This window comes from Paraburkholderia sp. BR10872, from assembly GCF_040965835.1.
Classification (GTDB): Bacteria; Pseudomonadota; Gammaproteobacteria; order Burkholderiales; family Burkholderiaceae; genus Paraburkholderia; species Paraburkholderia nodosa_A.
Genome location: NZ_JBFRCN010000043.1, coordinates 35,880 through 55,820, shown reverse-complemented (window position 1 = coordinate 55,820; position 19,941 = coordinate 35,880). Strand labels below are relative to the sequence as shown.

Genomic DNA, 19,941 nt, shown 5'->3' with positions numbered 1-19,941 from the left:
GATCCAGTTCAGGCTGGTATACATCGGTCTGCCGGCCACCGCGCTGCGCCGTCCCTCATTTCGCCACACGCACGTGCGGGACCGCGCGAATGGCCTGGATCCTTCATGACGCGCAATTACCCATCCCGCATGCCGCGTTGCCCGCCGTTAGCCCATGTGTTGGCCAATCTGTCGGCCCTCCTCGCTGCCGCGCTGCTCTGCGGCTGCGCGATGGTGCGCGTGAACTCGCTCGGCCCGCAGCAGTACTTTGCCATGCGTCGCGGAGACATTCTCTCGACCGGCCAGCTGAGCGCGGCGACACAGGCCACGTTGCGGGTCGCGGCCCTCGACGAAAGTTCGTGCCAGAGCGCGCCGCAAGCGTGTATCGATACGATCGCAACCGTCGGCGGACTCAGTACCGGACAGCGCCTCGCCTGCCTCGCCGAGTTATCGCTGCAGATGGCGTTCGAGCAGACGCCGCCTGCCGGCACCCCCTGGACCGACACTCAATTCGATTCGTGGCTCAAGACAGCGCGATACGCGTACGCGTTTCTGTTCCTCGGCCAGCGCACGGCTGGCGAACGGGCCTTCGAGGACCGCCAGACGCAGGTTCGCGACTACTACAACTATGCGGTCCAGGAGCTTGCCGGCGCGCTGTTTCTGCGCGGCACCGCTGAAACGACCAACGGCCATCGCGATCCGGCAAATCAATTCATCGCAGGCTGGACCATTCATATCGACCTGAGAGAGGTCCGGCTGCCCGAGGGCGTACGCGAACTCAGCGAAGTCATTCCCGCCACGGGCCTGTCGTTCGCGGGACTCCACAATACCTATCGGCGTGACGGCCTCGGTGCGGATCTGGTTGCGGTCACACAGCCCGCCCAGCCCGACCCGGATAGCACCACGACCAACAGCGCAGCGACAACGGCTGAAGACGATGCGAATGCGAACGCAGGCTCAACCTTCTGGTTCGCGCCCGGCTCGCGTCCGTTCAATGAAATGCCTTCACCGAACGTCACCGCACTGCTGCTGTTTGGCAATGGCACGCTCGAGCAGCTGCTCGCTTCGCACGACGTGGTGTTTTCCGCCTACGATCCGTTTCGCGTAGAAAGCGTAGAGATCAATGGCGAGACCGTGCCGCTCGCGGCCAACTTCAGCGCGGGCTACGGCATCTGGCTCGCTCGCTCCGGCTTTGCCAGGCAGTCCTTGCGTTCGTTGCTCGGCCGCACGAGGGGCATCGATCGTCCGCGCATTTACATGATGCAACCGTTCGATCCGGACCGGCGCATCGTTCTGATGCTGCACGGCCTGGCCAGCAGCCCCGAGGCATGGGTCAACGTCGCCAACGACATTCAGGGCGACGACATGCTGCGCCAGCATTTCCAGGTCTGGCAGGTCTATTACCCGACCAACGTGCCCATTCTCGTGAACCTTGCGAGGATAAGGCAGGCGGTGCAACTGACGCTCGCGCATTTCGATCCCGCAGGCAAGCTGCCGGCTTCGAACGGCATGGTGCTGATCGGGCACAGCATGGGCGGCGTCCTCGCGCGATTGCTCGTCTCTTCCTCCGACGACGTTCTGTGGGTAACCGTCCAGAACAAGTACCTGCCCGAAGGGGTCGACATCATCCGCGAGGATGAGCGACTCAATCGCCTGCTGCGCTTTACGCCGATGCCGCAGGTCGAGCGCGCGATCTTCATCGCCACGCCACACCGCGGCACGCCGTTCGCGAGCAATCGCCTGTCTCGCTGGGTTGCAAATCTCGTGCGCTTGCCGATTGCGCTGCTGAAGGAGATCGACGAGATGCTGCAGAGCACCACTAATGCGGATAGCACCCAGCGCGCGGGAAAGACCATCACGGTTCCCAACAGCATCGAGCAGCTGCGCGAGACCGATCCGATCATCCAGTCGATTTCACGCCTGCCGATCAGCCCCGATGTGTGCTTTCACTCGATCATTGCGCGACGCCGCGAGACGGGCCCGCTCGAAGATTCCGATGACGGGGTCGTCCCCTATCGCAGCGCGCATCTCGACGGCGCTCTCTCCGAAAAAGTGATCGTTTCGGGGCACAGTGTTCAGGAAACCCCCGAGGCGATTTTTGAAATCCGGCGCATTCTGCACGAGGATATCGAGGTGTTCGATAACCAGGGCGCACATGAAGGCGCTTGCGGCAGGCCCGTCGCGGTACATGAGACGACGCAGTGAATGGCGCCCTGATCTAGTCCGCCGCCATGCGCTTTCGCGCGCTCATAAAAGGGCCGGTCGGCTGGCGTGCCGGCGCAAAGCGATCGAAGCCCACGGGGCCGGGCATGTCGATATAAACCGCCTCCATTCCCTGACGGCTATAGCTTTCATGCCAGAAGCCCGCGCCGCCGCTGTCGCGCAGAAACTCGCCCCACCAGCGCGAATGCGGCGCGCTACGGGTAAACGCTTCGAGGCTTTCGAGGTCGCGCCAATACTGGCGGATACCGACATGGTTGAGGGCGAACAGGAACTGCTCGCTGGAGAGCAATCCGTCTGGGGGATTCAAATCGATTTGCCGCAAGCCTTTGCCGATGCCGAACAACGTCGCGATCCCCCGCATCCGGCGCACGCGAAAGCCCAGGATGATGACAACGAGATTCGGGTACGTGCTGAGGTCGACGGACCTGCGGGTAACAGAGGCTTGCATGGCGGCTCCCGTTTGTTTACGCTGTAAGCATAGTCCCGATTGATTACAGTGTAAACAACAAATGAGCGATTCGAATTTGTCCCTGCGCGACCGTCTGGTGGATTGCGCGCTGGCCTTGCTCGAACAGGGCGAAAGCGACGTCAGCCTGCGTGCCGTGGCGCGGGCCGCCGGCGTCTCGGCCATGGCGCCCTATCGCCATTTCGAGGACAAGGCGGCGCTGATGGGCGCCGTCGCGCTCAAGGGCTTTGCCATGCTGGAGGCAGGCGCCGCGCGCGCCAACGAGGCCCACGACGCGCGCGAAGCGCTCGAGGCACAGGGCGTGGCCTACGTTGGCTTCGCCCGCGCGCATCCTGCACTGTTCCGGCTGATGTTCGCGGACGGGGCAGGACTCGCCTTGCCCCATGAGGATTGCCGGGGCGCCTATACGCTGATGGCACGCAACGTGGCGGAGCTCGCGCCGCATTGCGTCGAGGCGGGGGTGCTCGCCTGCTGGGGGCTGGTTCACGGTCTGGCGACGCTTGCGCTCGACGGAAGAATTCCGGCCGATCCGGCCGGTGAGCGTGCGGCGATCGCGCTGATAACCCACGCGCTCAAGGCCGCGCCGCCCGCCTTCGCCGGTTCCTGAGGCGGCATTTGCAGCACGCGCATTCCCCCTCGCGCGTACGATTGCCGGCAACGCGATGACGACGAGAGAGGAGCCATGGCGACAGCGGAATCCACGAGCGGCGTGCAGCAGTCCGGCCCCAAAGTCGCGCTTGCCCTGCAAGGCGGCGGCTCGCATGGCGCCTTCACGTGGGGCGTGCTCGATCGATTGCTGGAATCGACATCGCAAGGCACGCCATTCAGTGTCGAGGCGATCAGCGGCGCGAGCGCGGGCGGAATCAACGCGACGCTCTGCGCGGCGGGCCTGGCCAGCGGGGGAGTCACGCAAGCGCGCGAGAAACTGCGCACTTTCTGGGAAGCGGTGTCGCGCGCCGGGGAGCGGGCCGGCAATGCGCTCTTCGGCTTTTCCGAGCCGGGGCCGTTTGGCGGCTGGAATATCGACTGGAGTCCTGGCGCCATCTTCTCGGAGATCGTGGGACTCGTTGCTTCGCCTTACAACAATCCCTTCTATCGCGATCCGCTCGGCCCGGTGATCCGCTCCTCGCTCACGGAAACGGATCTCTCCACGCTCAACGCGAAGAACGGGAGCCCGCAGGTTTTCATCTGCGCGACGAACGTGCGAACCAACGAGCGCACCCTCTTTACGCAACCCGAAATTTCCGTCGACGTGCTGCGCGCTTCCGCATGCCTGCCAAGCGAATTCCGCACCGTGAACCTCCACGGCGTACCGTACTGGGACGGCGGCTATCTGGGCAATCCGCCTTTGGCGCCGTTGATCGCCCATGCCCAGGACCTGATCCTGATCCTCGTGAATCCGTTCAGGCGCCACGACATGCCGCCGAAAAATGCGCGCGGCATTCTGAACCGGCTCAACGAAATCGGTTTCAATGCTTCCGTGGTGCTGGAGATCAACGCGATCGAAGCCGTCAACCGCGTGCTCGATTCGGTTGGCGAGGAAGCCGCTAGCCAAAGCCGCTTCAAGACCGTCCGGTTTCACCTGATTCGCGACGACGACTTTCTCGCGCAGTTCGGATTCGTCTCGAAGAGCAGCACGTCCTGGTCGCTGTTCAAAACGCTGTTCGATCGTGGACGCGAGGTAGCGGACGTGTGGCTCAAAACGAACTATGCGAATCTCGGGCAAACGTCTTCGCTCGACGTCAAGGCTGCGCTGCTCGATCCGACGCTCAAGCAGGTCAGCGGATCGCACACGCAGTAAAGCGCCTGGCGTAACACTGTAGGTGAAAGGAACGAAATCAGGTGAACACAGAATTTGCCCGACTTCCCGTCTACTTTTATGGCTACGACGACATAGAGACCTTTTGCCTGTCGAAAAGAGAGCAACTGGTTCGGGAAAACATCGGTTTGATACTCGGCATCTTGCGCGGAGGCGCCATCCCGGCCCTGATGCTTTCGCAGATGTTGGGCCTGCCCGTCGACTTCGTACACTACGATCGTGGGGAAGCGAAAGCTGAAATCAACAACAAGAAAGTGTTTGATCTTGTCGATGCCTGCGTCAAGGAAGGCAAGAGAATCCTGCTGGTGGACGATGTTGCCGGCGTGGGATATACGCTGGCCAATTGCTACGAGTATTTGCTCTCCTTTGTTGGAGACAAGTCTTTGATCAAAGTGCTGACGCTGGTGCACCACGCCGATAGTCGAACGGAGGCGGACCACTACAAAGACTGCTCTTCGGTGCGCGCAGTATTGCCATGGGAGCGGTATGTCACCAGCCGCCAATGCCTCGATGATTTCGTGAAGGAAGAAGCGGCGCTACTGGAAGATCAACGCTACAAGAAGACGTTGGCCATCGACGATCTCGCCTACCCGTTGAACCTGAAACAGGAATGGAAGGTGGATTGCCACGTGGAATTCAAGGGCGATCAACACTCGCTATTGGATACCATCCAGGCCTTCGGGCCAGAGGAGATCTACTGCAACAACGAATTTCTGATAGGCCTCATTCTGAGCAAATTTCCGTTTTCCATTGTGTATAAAACAATTAACAACAAGCGATACAGAATCAGCGCTTTTGATTAGCGGTTGCACACGGAGGTGCACATGTGCTCTATCCCCTACGACCCATCACGCGACGCGCTCAACTCACCGCAGCTCAGGCCTACAGTGTTCACTGCCGGTAGCAACTACGAAATCGACGGGCTGTGCGCGGAGTTCGCGCGGCTTGCCTATATACGCTACGAACAAGGCGGCGCTGAACTTCAGCGGCTCGAACAAGCGCTCGCCCTCGTGGGTTTCGAAAGCGCTGTTCCCTTCAACAATGCCGACGACGACACGCATGGCTTCGGCGCCGTGAGGCGCTCCGATGGCCTCGCCGTGCTCGCGTTCCGGGGAACGGAACCGCAATCGCTCACCGATATCGCAACAGACCTGGAGATCAGCATGACAAAGTGGACGGAAAGCGCCTGTCAGGTTCATGCTGGATTTGCAGGCGCCGCCCGCGGCTTGCGCGAAGCAGTCGGCAACTGGTTGAACGAGACCGCGCCGACGAGAAGACAGCTCATCTTGACAGGTCATAGCCTCGGTGCGGCCATCGCGACGCTCTTTGCCAGCCTTTGCACGCCCAACGCCCTCGTGACATTCGGTTCGCCACGCGTAGGCGACGCGACGTTTGTCGCCACCCTTGGCCCGGTCGGCATCAGGCGCTATGTCGACTGCTGCGATCTCGTCACCGACTTGCCACCGCCCATTGGAGGATACGTTCACGCGGGAGCGTCGAACTACATCACGCGCGAAGGCAAACTCGCTCCGCACGCCGACGATGCTTTCGTGCAAGCGGACCGCGCCGCCGCCCGGGAGGATTATCTGCTTCAATACGCGTGGCGCATCGGTGACGTCATGGTGCGGGACCTCGCGGATCACGCCCCGATCAACTACGTGAGAAGTCTGGTCCCCTGAAACGGCACGCTGCCGTCGATCAGACTAACCGAGCCCTCTCGCCTAACTGGTCGCATCCCCCTCCCGATGCACCGGCTGCGTCTCCTTCAAGCTCTTCGCAAGCCGCGACGCCTGCAGATAGCCGGGATTCGCAGGCCGCTTCAGGTAACGCCCGGCACCGCGCCGCGCCCGCAGATCGCCGTTGGCCCACGCGAGTTCGCCCTGCGAGACCGTATGCGTAGGGACGCCCCGCACCGTCATGCCTTCGAAGACGTTGAAGTCGACGTTCTGATGATGCGTCTTCACCGAGATCGTGCGCGTGGCCTGCGGGTCCCACACGACGAGGTCGGCATCGGCGCCGACAGCCACCGTGCCCTTGCGCGGATACAGATTGAAGATCTGCGCGGCGTTCGTGGAGGTCACCCGCACGAACTCGTTCGGCGTGAGCCGGCCCGTGTTCACGCCCTGATCCCACAGCACGGCCATGCGATCCTCCACGCCGCCGCATCCGTTCGGAATCCTCGTGAAATCGTTGCGGCCCATTGCCTTCTGCGAAGCACAGAACACGCAGTGGTCGGTCGCCGTGGTGTGCAGCAGCCCGCCTTGCAGCCCGCGCCAGAGCGCGTCGCGATGTTCTTTCGTGCGGAACGGCGGGCTCATCACATGGGCAGCGGCACGCGTCCAGTCTGGGTCGCGATATACGGACTCGTCGATCACCAGATGCCCGGCGAGCACCTCGCCGAACACGCGTTGCCCTTCGCTGCGCGCGCGAGCGATGGCTTCGAGCGCGTCTTTCGCTGAAACATGCACGATATACACGGGCACGCCCAGCACCTGCGCAATGCGAATTGCGCGGTTCGCCGCCTCGCCTTCGACTTCGGGCGGCCTTGAGAGCGGATGCGCCTCGGGCCCCGTGAAGCCACGTGCAAGCAGTTGCCGCTGCAACTGGAAGACGAGTTCGCCATTCTCGGCATGCACAGTAGGCAGCGCGCCCAGTTCGAGCGAACGCGCAAAGCTGTTCACGAGGATCTCGTCGTCGGCCATGATGGCGTTCTTGTACGCCATGAAGTGCTTGAAGCTCGACACGCCGTGTTCGTTCACGAGCAGGCCCATGTCGCGATGCACGCTGTCGTCCCACCACGTGACCGCCACGTGGAAGCCATAGTCGGTGGCGGCTTTTTCGGCCCAGCCGCGCCACTCGCGAAACGCATCCATGAGCGGCTGCTTCGGGTTGGGAATCACGAAATCGATGATCGACGTCGTGCCGCCCGCGAGGCCCGCCGCCGTGCCCGTGTAGAAGTCGTCGCTCGCCGTCGTGCCCATGAACGGCAGCTCCATGTGCGTATGCGGGTCGATGCCGCCCGGCATCACATACTGGCCGCCTGCGTCGACTACGGTCGCGCCCGCGGGCGCGTCGAGGTTTTCGCCCACGGTCTGGATCACGCCGTTTTCGCAGAGCACGTCCGCCCGCCAGCTCTTGTCCGCATTGACGACGGTGCCGCCTCGAATCAGGATCGCCATGATGCCCAGTCTCCTTCAGTTGAACGAATTCACACTGCCACGACTCACGCGCTCGCCACGCTCGGTCGCCGGCTCTTGCCGAGCTTCATCATCACGCCGTAGACGAGCGCCGCAATCGCGAGCCCCACGAACCATGCATAGGTGTAAATGCTTTTGAACGCGTCGGGCACGGACGGAAACACACTCGGAAATGCGGTGTTGAGAAAGCCCGGCAGATTGGGCAGCACACCCAGGACCAGCGCGATGACGGCCGCCATATTCCAGCCGTTCGAGTAGGCGTATTCGCCGTTCTCTTCGAATAGCTCAGCCGTATTCAGGCGCGTGCCGCGAACGAGGAAGTAATCGACGATGAGAATGCCCGCCACGGGTCCGAGCAGCGCCGAATAGCCAACGAGCCAGGTGAAAATGTAGCCCTGAGTGGTGGCGAGAATCTTCCACGGCATCATCACGATGGCAATACCCGCGGTAATGAGCCCACCCGCCTTGTACGAGATGGCCTTGGGCCAGAGGCTCGAAAAATCGTAGGCCGGCCCGACGAGATTCGCGGCGAGATTGCAGCACATCGTGTCGAGCGTGAGGATGACGAGCGCGATGCCCACGCCCACGCCTTCCATGCGGCTCGTGAGATCGATGGGGTCCCAGATCGCCTTGCCGTAGATCACCACCGTGGCCGAAGTCACGACGACCGAGACCACCGAAAGCAGCGCCATCGGAATGGGCAGACCGATGGCCTGCCCCACGAACTGGTCCTTTTGCGTTTTCGCGAAGCGCGTGAAGTCGGGAATGTTGAGCGCGAGCGTGGCCCAGAAGCCCACCATGGCCGTGAGGCTCGGCCAGAACGTCGCCCAGAAGAGACCTGCCTTCTTGCCGCCAGCGGCAAACTGGGAAGGCTGCGAGAGCATCGAACCCACGCCGCCCGCCTTCGAGCAGGCCCACCACACGAGCACCACGCACATCACGACCTTGATGGGCGCGGACCAGCTTTCGAGCCAGCGGATCGAGTCGGTGCCGTGCAGGATGAAATAGAGTTGCAGCACCCAGAACACGAGGAAGCACGCGCCCTGGCCGATCGAGATGCCGAGAAACGGCAGCGCGTCGCCCACCAGTGCGTTGTGCGTGAGGATATTGGCGAGCGTATAGATGGCACTGCCACCGAGCCACGACTGGATACCGTACCAGCCGCACGCCACGATGGCGCGCAGCATGGCGGGCAGCTTCGCGCCTTGCGTGCCGAACGAGGAACGCACCAGCACCGCGTAGGGGATGCCGTATTTCGTGCCTGCGTGGCCGATCAGCAGCATCGGCACGAGCACGATGAGATTGCCGAGCAGTACCGTGAGCACGGACTGCCATGGCGACATGCCCTGCTCGGTGAGTCCGGCCGCGAGCATGTACGAGGCGATGTTCATCACCATGCCCACCCAGAGCGCCCCGAAGTGATACCAGCGCCACGTGCGCTGCGCTGCGCCGGTTGGCGCGAGATCGTCGTTGTATAACTCGCTTTCGGCGCGGCGCGCGCTGGCGTCGCCTGTCAATGGCTGACTCATGGTTGCAGTTCTCCGTGACTTGTCGTTGGTCTGGTTCGGTTCAGTTCTGTTTCGATGGGTCAGGCGGCTTTCGGATCGGCCACGCGCGCCGGGTTGTTGGGATGCGTGGTCCAGTTCGCGTAGCGGCCCGAGTCGACGCGCTCCATCGTGATGCATTGGTCGACCGGGCAGACGTGCATGCATAAATTGCACCCGACGCAGTTGGCGTCGACCACCTCGAAGTGACGCTTGCCGTCGCGCGTGGCGGTGATGGCCTGATGCGAGGTGTCCTCGCAGGCGATATGGCAGAGCCCGCACTGGATGCAGCGGTCCTGATCGATGCGCGCCTTGATGTCGTAGTTCAGGTTCAGGTACTGCCAGTCGGTGACGTTGGGCACGGCGCGGCCGCGAATGGCGTCGAGATTCGCGTAGCCCTTGTCGTCCATCCAGTTGGAGAGGCCGTCGATCATATCGCTGACGATTCGGAATCCGTAGTGCATCGCGGCGGTGCAAACCTGCACGCTCCCCGCGCCCAGCACGATGAATTCGGCGGCGTCGCGCCAGTCGGAAATGCCGCCGATGCCGGAGATGGGCAAGCCGTGCGTTTGCGGGTCGCGCGCGATTTCCGCGACCATGTGCAGCGCAATGGGCTTCGCCGCGGGGCCGCAGTAGCCGCCGTGCGTGCCTTTTCCATCCACAGTCGGCAGCGGCGCCATCACGTCGAGATCGACACCCACGATCGAGTTGATCGTATTGATGAGCGAGACGCCGTCCGCGCCGCCCTTCATCGCCGCGCGCGCGCCGTGGCGTATGTCGGTCACGTTGGGCGTGAGTTTCACGAGGCAAGGCAGGCGCGTGCCCTCCTTCACCCAGCGCGTGACCATTTCGATGTATTCGGGCACCTGCCCCACGGCCGCGCCCATGCCGCGCTCGCTCATGCCATGCGGGCAGCCGAAATTGAGCTCCACCGCATCGGCGCCGGTATCTTCCACCTGCGGCAAGATCCACTTCCAGTCCTGCTCGGTGCACGGCACCATCAGCGAGACGATGAGCGCCCGGTCTGGCCAGTCGCGTTTCACCTGCGCGATTTCCTTGAGGTTCACGTCGAGCGGGCGGTCGGTAATGAGCTCGATGTTGTTCAACCCCGCAATGCGCTGGCCGCGCCACGTGGTGGCGCCATAGCGCGAGCTCACGTTCACCACGTGCGGGTCGAGCCCGAGTGTCTTCCAGACCACGCCGCCCCAACCCGCCTCGAAGGCGCGGTTGACGTTATAGGCCTTGTCGGTCGGCGGCGCGGAGGCGAGCCAGAATGGGTTCGGCGATTCAATGCCGGCAATCGTGCAGCGCAGGTCGGCCATGATGCGACTCCTTCGTATTGTCTGGATTCGGTGTGTCGTTCGGCTGGATCGAACTGCGCAGTTCAAGCGGCTCTGGCGGACTGATTCGCGAGGTAGCGGTCGATTGCACGCGCGGCGAGCTTGCCATCCTGCACGGCCTGCACGGTGAGATCGGTTGCGCCATGGCCCGCACAGTCGCCGCCCGCGAAGACGCCTTCGATGGAGGTCGCACCGTCTGCATCCACGGCAATACGCGCGCCGCCTGCAGTAAGTTGCAGGGCGTCGAGGCCAACCAGGCCTTCGGGCAAGAGCTTTTGGCCAATGGCTTTCAGGACCATGTCGGTTTCCACACGCACGATTTCGCCGGTGCCGCGCAACGCGCCGCCCGCATCGAGCGCCGTGCGCTCGAACTCCACAGCCTGCACGCGGGTGTCGCCAGTGATGCGCAGCGGCTTCATCCATTCGACCAGCACCACACCCTGTGCGCGTGCGAATTCCTGCTCGGCCCAGGTGGCGCTCATCTGCGCCGCGCCGCGGCGATACGCAAGCATCACCTGCTCCGCGCCCAGCTTGTGGCTTTGCACAGCGGCGTCGATGGCAGTATTACCGCCGCCGATCACCACCACCTTGCGGCCCACCGCAAGCGTGGAAAGATCGTCGGCTTCGCGCAGGCGAGCGATAAAGTCCACGGCATCGCGCACGCCGTCGAGCGCTTCGCCTTCAATGGCAAGCGCTTGCGTACCGCCGAGTCCCACGCCGATGAACACGGCGTCATACGCGGCTCGCAATTCCGTAAGCGTGATGTCGCGGCCAAGCCGCTGGCCCTGACGTATTTCGATCCCACCGATGGAAAGCAGCCATTGCACCTCGCGCTGCGCGAAATCGTCGACGACCTTGTACGCCGCGATGCCGTATTCATTGAGGCCGCCTGGCTTCTCGCCCGCGTCGAACACGCTCACGCGATGCCCCGCGAGCGCAAGCGTATGCGCGCAGGCGAGCCCCGCCGGTCCGGCCCCGACCACGGCAACGCGCCGTCCCGTCTCACTCGCGCGTTTGAAGAGCGGCGGCGCACCAGCGGCTTCGCGCGCCATCTGAAAGTCGGTGGCATGGCGCTGAAGAGCGCCGATCCTAACCGGTTCGCCATCCTGATGATTCCGGACGCAAGCGCCTTCGCACAGAATTTCAGTCGGGCACACGCGCGCGCACGTGCCGCCTAGAGGATTCGCGCTCAATATGTCGCGCGCCGCGCCCTTGAGGTTGCCGTTGCCGATCTTGCGGATAAAGCCCGGAATGTCGATGCCAGTCGGGCAAGCCGCCACACACGGCGCGTCGTAACAATAGTGGCAGCGGTCGGCGGCAATGACGGCTGCGTTGGGGGACAGTGGCGGCGCGACATCGGCAAAGTTGCAGCCGAGTTGCTCGGCCGTGAGGCGGCCAGGCGCGATGCCGTCGGCGGCATTCGAGTTGGACTGGGACATCCGGATGCTCCTTGCGAGGCAAAACACGGGTCCGCCGGCTGTGCATGGCTCGCGCAGCCGGTACGTGGGGAAAGCGTGAAAGACAGCGCGGCTCTCAGGCCGCTTGCTTTGGCGTCAACGGCGTCAGCCGGGTTCGCTCGCGCGTTCGAGCATGGCGTGCAACAGCACGTTCGCGCCCGCCTCGATCCATTCGATCGTCGCGTCCTCGACCTCGTTGTGACTGATGCCGTCGATGCATGGCACGAACACCATCGAAGTCGGCGCGACCGTCGCGAGATAGCACGCGTCGTGGCCCGCGCCCGAAACGATCTCGCGGTTCGAGTACCCAAAGCGCTCCGCCGCCGCGCGCACGGAGTTCACGCAGGCCTTGTCGAACGGCACCGGCGCGTAATAGAAAATCTGCTCGAGCTGCGTTTCGAGCTTGCCTTGTTCTGCAATCCTTTCGATTCCTTCGCGCAGCTCGGCGTCCATCTGCGCGAGCACGTCGTCCTGGGGATGGCGGAAATCGATGGTAAAGAACACGCGGCCCGGAATTACGTTGCGCGAATTCGGATGCACCTGCATCATGCCGACCGTCGCGCAGGCCAGCGGCGCGTGGCGCAGGCCAATTTCGTTCACGAGTTGCACGACACGCGAGGCGCCCAGCAGTGCGTCGCGGCGGCGCGGCATGGGCGTCGGACCCGCGTGCGCCTCCTGCCCCGTGAGCACGACCTCGTACCAGCGCTGGCCCTGCGCGTCCGTGACGACGCCGATCGTTTTATTTTCGGCTTCGAGTATCGGCCCCTGTTCGATATGCAGTTCGAACGCCGCGTGAATCTTGCGGCCGCCGCACGGCAGTTCACCTGCATAGCCGATGCGCTGCAGCTCCTCGCCGATGGTCTTGCCATCGATATCCTTGCGTGAGAGGCCGTAGTCGAGCGTAAAGACGCCCGCGAACACGCCGGAGGCGACCATGGCCGGCGCGAAACGCGAGCCTTCCTCGTTGGTCCAGATCACGGTTTCGACGGGGCGCTCGGTTTGAATGCCGTGATCGTTCAGCGAGCGAATCACCTCGAGGCCGCCCAGCACGCCATAGATGCCGTCGAAGCGCCCGCCCGTGGGCTGAGAGTCGGCGTGCGAACCGGTCATCACCGGCGGCAGGTCGTTGTTGCGCCCCGCGCGGCGCATGAACACGTTGCCCATCTGGTCGACGCTCACCGTGCAGCCGGCCTCTTTCGCCCATTGGACGATGAGATCGCGCCCTGTCTTGTCGAGATCGGTGAGCGCGAGACGGCACACGCCGCCCTTGGGCGTGGCACCGATTTTCGCCATCTCCATCAGGCTGTCCCACAAACGCTGGCCGTTCACGTGAATCGCGGTCGTCAGCGCGGCTTCGCTTACTGCGTTCATGCGTGTCCTCCTGTCCGTGTTCGTCAAACGTGCATTCTTGCCACCTTCTGGGGCGGGAAGCGCCATGGCGGTGCACGCTCGATTGGCGCATCGCGACTCCCAAAACCTCGCCCCGCGAATCCTGTCCGATTGGACAGGTTGTAGACGATAAACTTCGCGAATTCAATGCGGTGTTACCAGCGAGAAGCGTGCCATCGATGCTGCAGTGCGCGAAAAACGCGCCAGCACTCCGCGCGTTTTCCCCGAGAGCGGTGAATGCACGAGGCGCTTACATCGTGACTACAATGAAGCCGACATGGGCGCGGCAGCCGTGCGCCGCCTCTTCCCTACTGAACGGACTGACCATCATGCGCGACGACGAACCCACCACGCGAGCCGCGACTCACGCGATGCGCGGCACGGCTCACGAACGGGAAGCCGCTGACGCAACGCACAAGCCGCGCCGACGCAAAGCCGCCATTCGCGAGTCGAACGAAGCGCATCTGCTCGCCTGCGCGGAGGCCGTGTTCGCCGAGCGAGGCTTCGAAGGCGCAAGCACGGCGCTGATCGCGGAGCGCGCGGGCCTGCCGAAGGCGAATCTGCACTACTACTTCCCCACCAAGCTCGCGCTCTACTGGCGCGTGCTCGATGATCTGTTCGAGGAATGGAACGCGGCCGCCAACACGTTCGATGCAAGCGACGATCCGGTGGAGGCCATTGGTGGCTACGTGCGCGCGAAGATGGAACTCTCGCGGCGCAGACCGCTCGGGTCGAAAGTGTGGGCGAACGAGATCATCAGCGGCGCGACGCATATGCAGGACATCCTGCTCAAACGTGTGAAGCCGTGGATGGAAACACGCGTGAAGCTGATCGATCGCTGGATTGCCGAAGGCTTGCTCGCCCCCGTCGATCCGAAGACGCTGCTTTTCATGATCTGGGCGACCACGCAGCACTATGCCGATTTCGAGGCGCAAATTCGCGCGCTCTCGGGCAAGCGCGCGCTGTCATCGGCGGGGTTCGAAGCGAGTACCGAGGAAGTGGTGCGGTTGATTTTGCGCGCGAGCGGCGCGCGCTCGCCTGGGCATTGAGCGAAGCGGCAACGGTGTGCCGTGGGACGACTATCTGGAAACGGGCGTGATGCAGGCCATCGATGTCTCGCTCGCGATCACCGGTGCGGACAAGGTCAACACGGTAGGCTGGTGTGTGGGCGGCACGATCCTCTCTTCGGCGCAGGCTGTGATACGCGCGCGCCAAACTGACTACACTCGAGGTACACGCGCTCACACAGCACGACCTCCCGATTGCGGCGTAGCTTCTACATCGGTCAATTTATGCGCCGCGATTCACGCCGTCGCGGCGGGATGTCTATGGGAAGCCCGGCGCATGTTCAACAACCGGATTCGCGCAGCATGGCTGGGTCTTTTCGTCGCCGCCATTGCGCCCGCCAGTCATGCGCAATACACGACCGACTGGCTCGCCAACAGCTTCGGCACGCTCGTCGCACACGTCGGTAACGGCGCGCGCTCGATGTGGGTCGCGCCCGAGGGTGTTATCTATACGTCATCGCGCTGGGACGAAAACGCGGGCGGGGTCGCGCGCTATCAGAACGGCGCAACGCTCGGCACCATCGGCGCGCACGACGAGTTCCAGGGCAGTGCGATCACGGGCAACGCGACGTCGATCTTCGTCGCGCTCGGTTATAGCCGGGCGTACGGCAGCGGATCGGTGGGCCGCTACAACCGAAGCTCGAACACGCGCGAGCTTCGCATTGCCGTGAGCACCTGGACCGGCATCCAGAACGCGGATGTGATTACCGGTCTTGCGACAGCGGGCACACTCCTCTACGCCAGCGACTACTACGGCAACCGCGTGCGGGTCTACACGACCGACGGCGTCTGGCAGCGCGACATCGGCGTCCAGCAACCCGGCGCACTCGCAATCGACGATGCAGGCAACGTCTGGGTCGCGCGCGAAAACGCAGGTGTAGTCGCACAGTTCAGCCCGGCCGGCACGCCGATGAGCACGATCCAGAAGGCCGCTGGCGCCCGGCCCTCTGCACTCTATTTCGACGCACCGACGAACCGGCTACTGGTTGGCGACGAGGGGCCCGACATGAACATCAAGTGTTATGCCCTGACCGGCATGCCGGCGCTGGTCGGCACGCTCGGCGTGCAGGGCGGCTATCTGGACACCACGACGGGCATCAAGGGGCAGGTCGGCGACAAGCGCTTCACGCGCGTCGTCGGTATCGGCAAGGATGCAGCGGGCAATCTGTATGTGCTCAATAACGCATGGGGCGGCGACTGGGACCTCGGCCGCAACGGCAGCACCGACATTCATTCGTACAACTCATCGGGTACGCTGCAGTGGACTTTGCAAGCGCTCAATTTCGAGGCGATCGCGGCGCCCGACCCGGCAACCGATGGCGCGGACTTCTACAGCGGGAACACCATCTACACGGGTACAGCAGGCGGCGCGTTCGTAGCGAATACGATCGATCCGTTCAGCTGGCCGGCCGACCCGCGCCTGAACATGAACGACTATCAGCGCGGCCAGTTGTTCGGGCAACTCGTGGTGGTGGGCGGCAACCGCATTCTCGTCGCCTCCGGGCAGAATCCCGACACCTTCAACTTCTTTCATTTCCAGCCGTCGAGCGGGTACATTGCCATTCCCGACGGGTCCATTCCCGGCAAGGCGTTCAATACGAATACAAAGGTGACGGGCGGCTTCGCGATCGACGGCAATGGCGACGTCTGGGCCGGGCTCGACCGAACCAACCAGATCTACCATTACCCGCTGACCGGCTTCGACGCGAACGGCAAGCCATCATGGCGCGCCGCCAGCACGATCCAGATCCCGCGAACCGTGCGCCCGCTCACACGCATCATCTACCAGTCGGACAGCGACACGATGATCCTCGCGCAGGGCATTGCGGGAAGCTGGGACTGGACAGCCATGAACGGGCACATCGAGATCTATCACGGCTGGAAAGCGGGCAACACGAGCGCACCGAGCCCGATGATCGATCTCACGAGCGCGAATCCGAAATCGATCTCGGCAGCGGGCCACTACCTGTTCGTCGGCTACGTGCATACGGTGCCGAATATCGACGTGTTCGACCTGAACACCGGCAGTCTCGTCACGACCTTGACGAACTCGAACCCGACGGCGATGGATGTCGGCAACGACGTGGATTCGATGTATGGCATTCGCGCATACCTGCGCTCGACCGGCGAGTACGTCGTCACGAAAGACAACTACAACGGATCGAGCGTCGTGGTCTATCGCTGGCACCCGTAACGCCTGTTCTGGAACGCAATTAGCGTGGTTGCACGGTCTCACGACCCCGCTCTGATCTGCGCGCGGCCGATTTCTCGCTTAATTGAAAGCGTTTATTGAAAGCGCTTTGTTTGGCCGAACCAACGCCATTCGCTAGCATTTCTTCGCCAACCTGGCCCATCCCAGCTGCCAGCCCGGACAATCCACCTACAGGCGACGTCGTTTACCGAGTCTTCAAGGCATATGAATGGTATTGATTCGTCATGCGAATCAAGTCAGCGAAGGCGCAGCTTTCTAATCGCCGTATTCTGCAGCGATACATCATTGCGTTCCGCTAATGAGAAGCGAAGTCGCAACGAAGATAGTTCTTCTGAACCATGCCGACGACACGCACCGGGGGAGCGCGTCGAGGTACATCGCTTGCGCGCCCGTTGCACAACGCGCGGAGCGGTTTTGCGCGGGCAAGTCGGGCGTTTTAAGTGGCTTGCACGAGAAATAGGGGGAACGATGAACCGATCAACGAAGCAGACCGTGGTATGGGTGCTCGCTTTGGCCCTGTCGGGTGCGGCTTATGGTGCGGCCGGCGGTAATGGCGGGGGAAACGGCGGCGGTAATGGTGGAGGCAACGGCGGCGGCAACGGCGGCGGCAACGGCGGTGGCGCAGGAGCCGGTGCTGGTGCGGGCGGTGGCCACGGCTCCGGGTCCGGGTCCGGGTCCGGGTCCGGGTCAGGTTCGGGCTCGGGCTCTGGGTCAAGCTCAGGCTCTGGTTCGAGTTCGGGCTCAGGCAGCTCCGGTGCAGGTGGTTCCGGTGCAGGTGGGTCCGGTGCAGGCAGTTCCGGTGCAGGCAGTTCCGGTGCAGGCAGTTCCGGTGCAGGCAGTTCCGGCGCAGGTAGTTCCGGTGCAGGCAGCTCCGGCGCAGGCAGTTCCGGCGCAGGCAGTTCCGGCGCAGGCAGTTCCGGTGGCAGTAGCGCCGGCGGAAGTAGCGCCGGTGCAGGCGGCGGTAGCTCGAGTGCGGGTAGCTCTTCAGGTAGCGCAAGCGCAGGCGGCCCGGGTGGACCTTTGGGCCGCGGCTCACCACACATGAGTGCGGCGACGGCCATGGTCGAAATCGTGCCGCCTCCTCCGCCGGCGCCGATCGTAAACGCGCCGGTTACCAATGCATATAACCCACCGCCGCACGCGCCCTATTCGGATTATCGTCCGAATGCGTTGGTGATACCCACTCCAGCCAGGACCGACAATGCCCCGCCACCGGGTGTGACTACGTCGATCCGAGGCACAACCACCCCGGCACCCAGTGCGCCGGTTGCGAACTACGCGCCGCCGCAGAGCGTACCGCGTCCACCTCCGGTTTCCGTCGCAAGGCCGGCTGCCGAGCCGGTTGCGAACGATTACGGTCCGCCAGGCGTGTCCGGCACGGGCAGCGGCGCGCGCCACGGCGCCGGTCCTGCTGGGGCTGCGAACCACTCTGGCTCGCCGGGCGTAGGCGGCACGACCAAAGCGGGCTTCGCGGTAGACACAGGCGGGTACGAACCACCGATCCTGACGCCGACGAGCACGCCTTGATCGTATTCATGCTCTGCCGGGACAGTTCGCATGGGTATCGGCACGGTGACGAATCGCCGTGCCGTGGTCGACGGCATGGCGTCCGGCTTCGGCCCAAGCAGCGCGATGCTGCTGCGGGCGATGCCCCACTACATCAACGAATTCCCCGAGCAGGTACGGCTACGCCGACTTCTACGCCGGTCACCGGCACCTGGAAGCGTCGGTCATCCTGCCAGGCGCGCAACGTTATTTGACCGTATAGGACGGGGTGGAGATCGACGAGGCGTTCGGCGCGAATCGCGATCCGGTTCGAGAGTCTGGAGACCGAGGACAATTTCAACGATCTTTACAGATTGATCGTCCAGACGATGCCCAAAGCGCAAACCTGAACGACCTCACCGGCCTGCGCACCGTGGATTGCCACCCGTTCGACCTTGCCGACGCTCGATCGAGACCCGGGGCTCGCGAAAAAGGCCTATGCAAGCGGATTACACGAATTCACGACAACGTGACGAGCCCTGCGGCAAACGACCGCACCCCAAACGCCAGATGGCGTTGGGCCGTGCAATCGGTCCGCGTCGTACACTGTGCGTTTCGACGCTCGTAGCCCGGAACGCCGTCGTGCCCATTCACTATCTGCGCAGTTTCACCTCTGTCGAACGCACCGAGCAGGCCAACCTGCGGCTTGGCCGTGCACTGGCCTGGGTTGCAGGCGCCATCAATGCCGGCGGGTTCCTCGCCGTTGGGCAATACACGTCGCATATGTCGGGCATCGTCTCGTCGCTTGCCGACAGCACCGCGCTTGGCGATAGCGGCATCGCGTTGTCCGCCATCAGTTCCATCCTTGCCTTTGCGAGTGGCGCCGCGACGTCCGCCATTCTGATCAACTGGGGGCGCCGCCGTTGCGCGCGCAGCGTCTACGCGCTGCCGCTCCTGCTCGAAGCCGCCCTGCTCCTTTGCTTCGCCGCGCTCGGCGCGAATCTCGGCATCCATCGCGTTCTCTTCGTGCCGCTGACGGTGGCCGTGCTCTGTTACATCATGGGCGTGCAGAACGCCATGATCACGAAAATCTCGCACGCCGAAATCCGCACGACGCATGTGACCGGCATCGTGACAGATCTGGGAATCGAACTTGGGAAGGCGCTCTACTGGAACTGGGGCGTGCCGTCCTCGGCGTCGCATCACGTGGCGGCGGACATGCAGCGGGTACGCGTACTCGGCTCCCTGCTCGGCATGTTTTTGCTTGGCGGAACGCTGGGCGCAGTGGCTTTCCGGTATTTTGGATTTGCCGCGGGCGTTCCCTTGTCGATGGTGCTGGTGATTCTCGCGAGCGTCCCGGTTACCGACGATTTGCGCCGCCTGCCACTGCGCGATCTTTTTTGAGGAATACGTCGGTCGCCGGCGGCAGATACCGGGCAATTCATTCGCTTATCAGAAACCTGTCGCGATTCTTCGCGTCCTTAATCCAGTTCGGCGCGCGTCCTCTGCCGGACCAGGTCGCACCGCTTGCGGGATCGCGATATTTCGGGGGCGCCGCGCTATGCGAAAGCCCCGACCTGCCGCGACGACTACCAAATATGTCTTGCTGCGTGTACCCGAATTCGGCCACCTTTGCGCGGATATCGGCGAGAACCGTCTCGAACTCCTGCTGACGGGCGACGGTCGCCTGACGCTCGAGTTCCGCGAGTTGCGCCTTCAGTTCCTTGTACGTTGCCACGAATCGTCTCCTGCGCGTGGACACC

General features: G+C 63.4%; 15 protein-coding genes. 8 read left to right on the top strand and 7 right to left on the bottom strand.

The genetic code is table 11. The features are described from left to right. The first annotated feature begins 105 nt into the window (after nt 1-105). On the top strand, nt 106-2,184 hold the full coding sequence (locus tag AB4Y43_RS28400) for an esterase/lipase family protein (protein ID WP_368729308.1): 2,079 nt from the start codon (nt 106-108) through the stop codon (nt 2,182-2,184). A 13-nt stretch (nt 2,185-2,197) separates the two neighbouring features. On the opposite strand, the gene AB4Y43_RS28395 is transcribed toward AB4Y43_RS28400, so the two are convergent. Further along, nucleotides 2,198-2,650: a DUF4188 domain-containing protein gene (locus AB4Y43_RS28395; RefSeq protein WP_069262148.1), complete on the bottom strand. Its 453-nt coding sequence runs from the start codon at nt 2,648-2,650 to the stop codon at nt 2,198-2,200. A gap of 61 nt (nt 2,651-2,711) precedes the next feature. Between AB4Y43_RS28395 and AB4Y43_RS28390 the strand changes: the two genes are divergently transcribed. The 4 genes from AB4Y43_RS28390 (at nt 2,712) to AB4Y43_RS28375 (ending at nt 6,166) form a co-directional block, all read left to right on the top strand. Next, nucleotides 2,712-3,275, top strand: coding sequence for a TetR/AcrR family transcriptional regulator (locus AB4Y43_RS28390; RefSeq protein WP_342948177.1), 564 nt, complete (start codon nt 2,712-2,714; stop codon nt 3,273-3,275). A 75-nt stretch (nt 3,276-3,350) separates the two neighbouring features. After that, nucleotides 3,351-4,469, top strand: coding sequence for a patatin-like phospholipase family protein (locus AB4Y43_RS28385; protein WP_368729307.1), 1,119 nt, complete (start codon nt 3,351-3,353; stop codon nt 4,467-4,469). 41 nt (nt 4,470-4,510) lie between these two features. Continuing rightward, on the top strand, nt 4,511-5,290 hold the full coding sequence (locus tag AB4Y43_RS28380; protein ID WP_368729306.1) for a phosphoribosyltransferase: 780 nt from the start codon (nt 4,511-4,513) through the stop codon (nt 5,288-5,290). Between the two features lie 21 nt (nt 5,291-5,311). Next, nucleotides 5,312-6,166: a lipase family protein gene (locus AB4Y43_RS28375; protein ID WP_368729305.1), complete on the top strand. Its 855-nt coding sequence runs from the start codon at nt 5,312-5,314 to the stop codon at nt 6,164-6,166. Nucleotides 6,167-6,208: 42 nt separating this feature from the next. Here AB4Y43_RS28375 and hydA read toward each other — a convergent pair whose 3' ends face one another. The 5 genes from hydA to AB4Y43_RS28350 all read right to left on the bottom strand — a co-directional run bounded on the left by hydA (nt 6,209) and on the right by AB4Y43_RS28350 (nt 13,396). Next, nucleotides 6,209-7,666 carry a dihydropyrimidinase gene (gene hydA, locus AB4Y43_RS28370; protein WP_368729304.1) on the bottom strand — a complete coding sequence of 486 codons (1,458 nt, stop codon included), beginning with the start codon at nt 7,664-7,666 and terminating at the stop codon, nt 6,209-6,211. A gap of 44 nt (nt 7,667-7,710) precedes the next feature. Continuing rightward, nucleotides 7,711-9,213: an NCS1 family nucleobase:cation symporter-1 gene (locus tag AB4Y43_RS28365; protein WP_069262154.1), complete on the bottom strand. Its 1,503-nt coding sequence runs from the start codon at nt 9,211-9,213 to the stop codon at nt 7,711-7,713. A gap of 59 nt (nt 9,214-9,272) precedes the next feature. Then, the gene (gene preA / locus AB4Y43_RS28360) at nt 9,273-10,550 is read right to left on the bottom strand and encodes an NAD-dependent dihydropyrimidine dehydrogenase subunit PreA (RefSeq protein WP_368684311.1); all 1,278 of its coding nucleotides are present in this window, start codon (nt 10,548-10,550) and stop codon (nt 9,273-9,275) included. Nucleotides 10,551-10,612: 62 nt separating this feature from the next. Further along, on the bottom strand, nt 10,613-12,007 hold the full coding sequence (locus AB4Y43_RS28355; RefSeq protein WP_368729303.1) for an NAD(P)-dependent oxidoreductase: 1,395 nt from the start codon (nt 12,005-12,007) through the stop codon (nt 10,613-10,615). A 123-nt stretch (nt 12,008-12,130) separates the two neighbouring features. After that, a complete protein-coding gene (locus AB4Y43_RS28350; protein WP_069262157.1) occupies nt 12,131-13,396 on the bottom strand; it encodes a Zn-dependent hydrolase in 1,266 nt (421 codons plus the stop codon). A gap of 389 nt (nt 13,397-13,785) precedes the next feature. Here AB4Y43_RS28350 and AB4Y43_RS28345 point away from each other — a divergent pair, with 389 nt between their 5' ends. From AB4Y43_RS28345 to AB4Y43_RS28335, 3 genes are all read left to right on the top strand, one after another. Beyond that, nucleotides 13,786-14,463, top strand: a complete 678-nt coding sequence (locus tag AB4Y43_RS28345) for a TetR/AcrR family transcriptional regulator (protein ID WP_256094511.1) — start codon at nt 13,786-13,788, stop codon at nt 14,461-14,463. 295 nt (nt 14,464-14,758) lie between these two features. Further along, nucleotides 14,759-16,675, top strand: coding sequence for an SMP-30/gluconolaconase/LRE-like region family protein (locus AB4Y43_RS28340; protein WP_368729326.1), 1,917 nt, complete (start codon nt 14,759-14,761; stop codon nt 16,673-16,675). Nucleotides 16,676-18,820: 2,145 nt separating this feature from the next. Beyond that, a complete protein-coding gene (locus AB4Y43_RS28335; RefSeq protein WP_069262161.1) occupies nt 18,821-19,582 on the top strand; it encodes a YoaK family protein in 762 nt (253 codons plus the stop codon). 37 nt (nt 19,583-19,619) lie between these two features. On the opposite strand, the gene AB4Y43_RS28330 is transcribed toward AB4Y43_RS28335, so the two are convergent. Next, entirely contained in the window at nt 19,620-19,916 is a 297-nt protein-coding gene (locus AB4Y43_RS28330; RefSeq protein ID WP_069262162.1) for an H-NS histone family protein, read from the bottom strand. Nucleotides 19,917-19,941: the final 25 nt, after the last annotated feature.

What these genes read in the sequence shown, in the direction of transcription:
- hydA (WP_368729304.1), bottom strand. Translation starts at nt 7,666, where the DNA reads ATGGCGATCCTGATTCGAGGCGGCACCGTCGTCAATGCGGACAAGAGC.
- AB4Y43_RS28395 (WP_069262148.1), bottom strand. Translation starts at nt 2,650, where the DNA reads ATGCAAGCCTCTGTTACCCGCAGGTCCGTCGACCTCAGCACGTACCCG.
- AB4Y43_RS28390 (WP_342948177.1), top strand. Translation starts at nt 2,712, where the DNA reads ATGAGCGATTCGAATTTGTCCCTGCGCGACCGTCTGGTGGATTGCGCG.
- AB4Y43_RS28400 (WP_368729308.1), top strand. Translation starts at nt 106, where the DNA reads ATGACGCGCAATTACCCATCCCGCATGCCGCGTTGCCCGCCGTTAGCC.
- AB4Y43_RS28375 (WP_368729305.1), top strand. Translation starts at nt 5,312, where the DNA reads ATGTGCTCTATCCCCTACGACCCATCACGCGACGCGCTCAACTCACCG.
- AB4Y43_RS28340 (WP_368729326.1), top strand. Translation starts at nt 14,759, where the DNA reads ATGTTCAACAACCGGATTCGCGCAGCATGGCTGGGTCTTTTCGTCGCC.
- AB4Y43_RS28385 (WP_368729307.1), top strand. Translation starts at nt 3,351, where the DNA reads ATGGCGACAGCGGAATCCACGAGCGGCGTGCAGCAGTCCGGCCCCAAA.
- AB4Y43_RS28365 (WP_069262154.1), bottom strand. Translation starts at nt 9,213, where the DNA reads ATGAGTCAGCCATTGACAGGCGACGCCAGCGCGCGCCGCGCCGAAAGC.
- AB4Y43_RS28345 (WP_256094511.1), top strand. Translation starts at nt 13,786, where the DNA reads ATGCGCGGCACGGCTCACGAACGGGAAGCCGCTGACGCAACGCACAAG.
- AB4Y43_RS28350 (WP_069262157.1), bottom strand. Translation starts at nt 13,396, where the DNA reads ATGAACGCAGTAAGCGAAGCCGCGCTGACGACCGCGATTCACGTGAAC.
- AB4Y43_RS28355 (WP_368729303.1), bottom strand. Translation starts at nt 12,007, where the DNA reads ATGTCCCAGTCCAACTCGAATGCCGCCGACGGCATCGCGCCTGGCCGC.
- preA (WP_368684311.1), bottom strand. Translation starts at nt 10,550, where the DNA reads ATGGCCGACCTGCGCTGCACGATTGCCGGCATTGAATCGCCGAACCCA.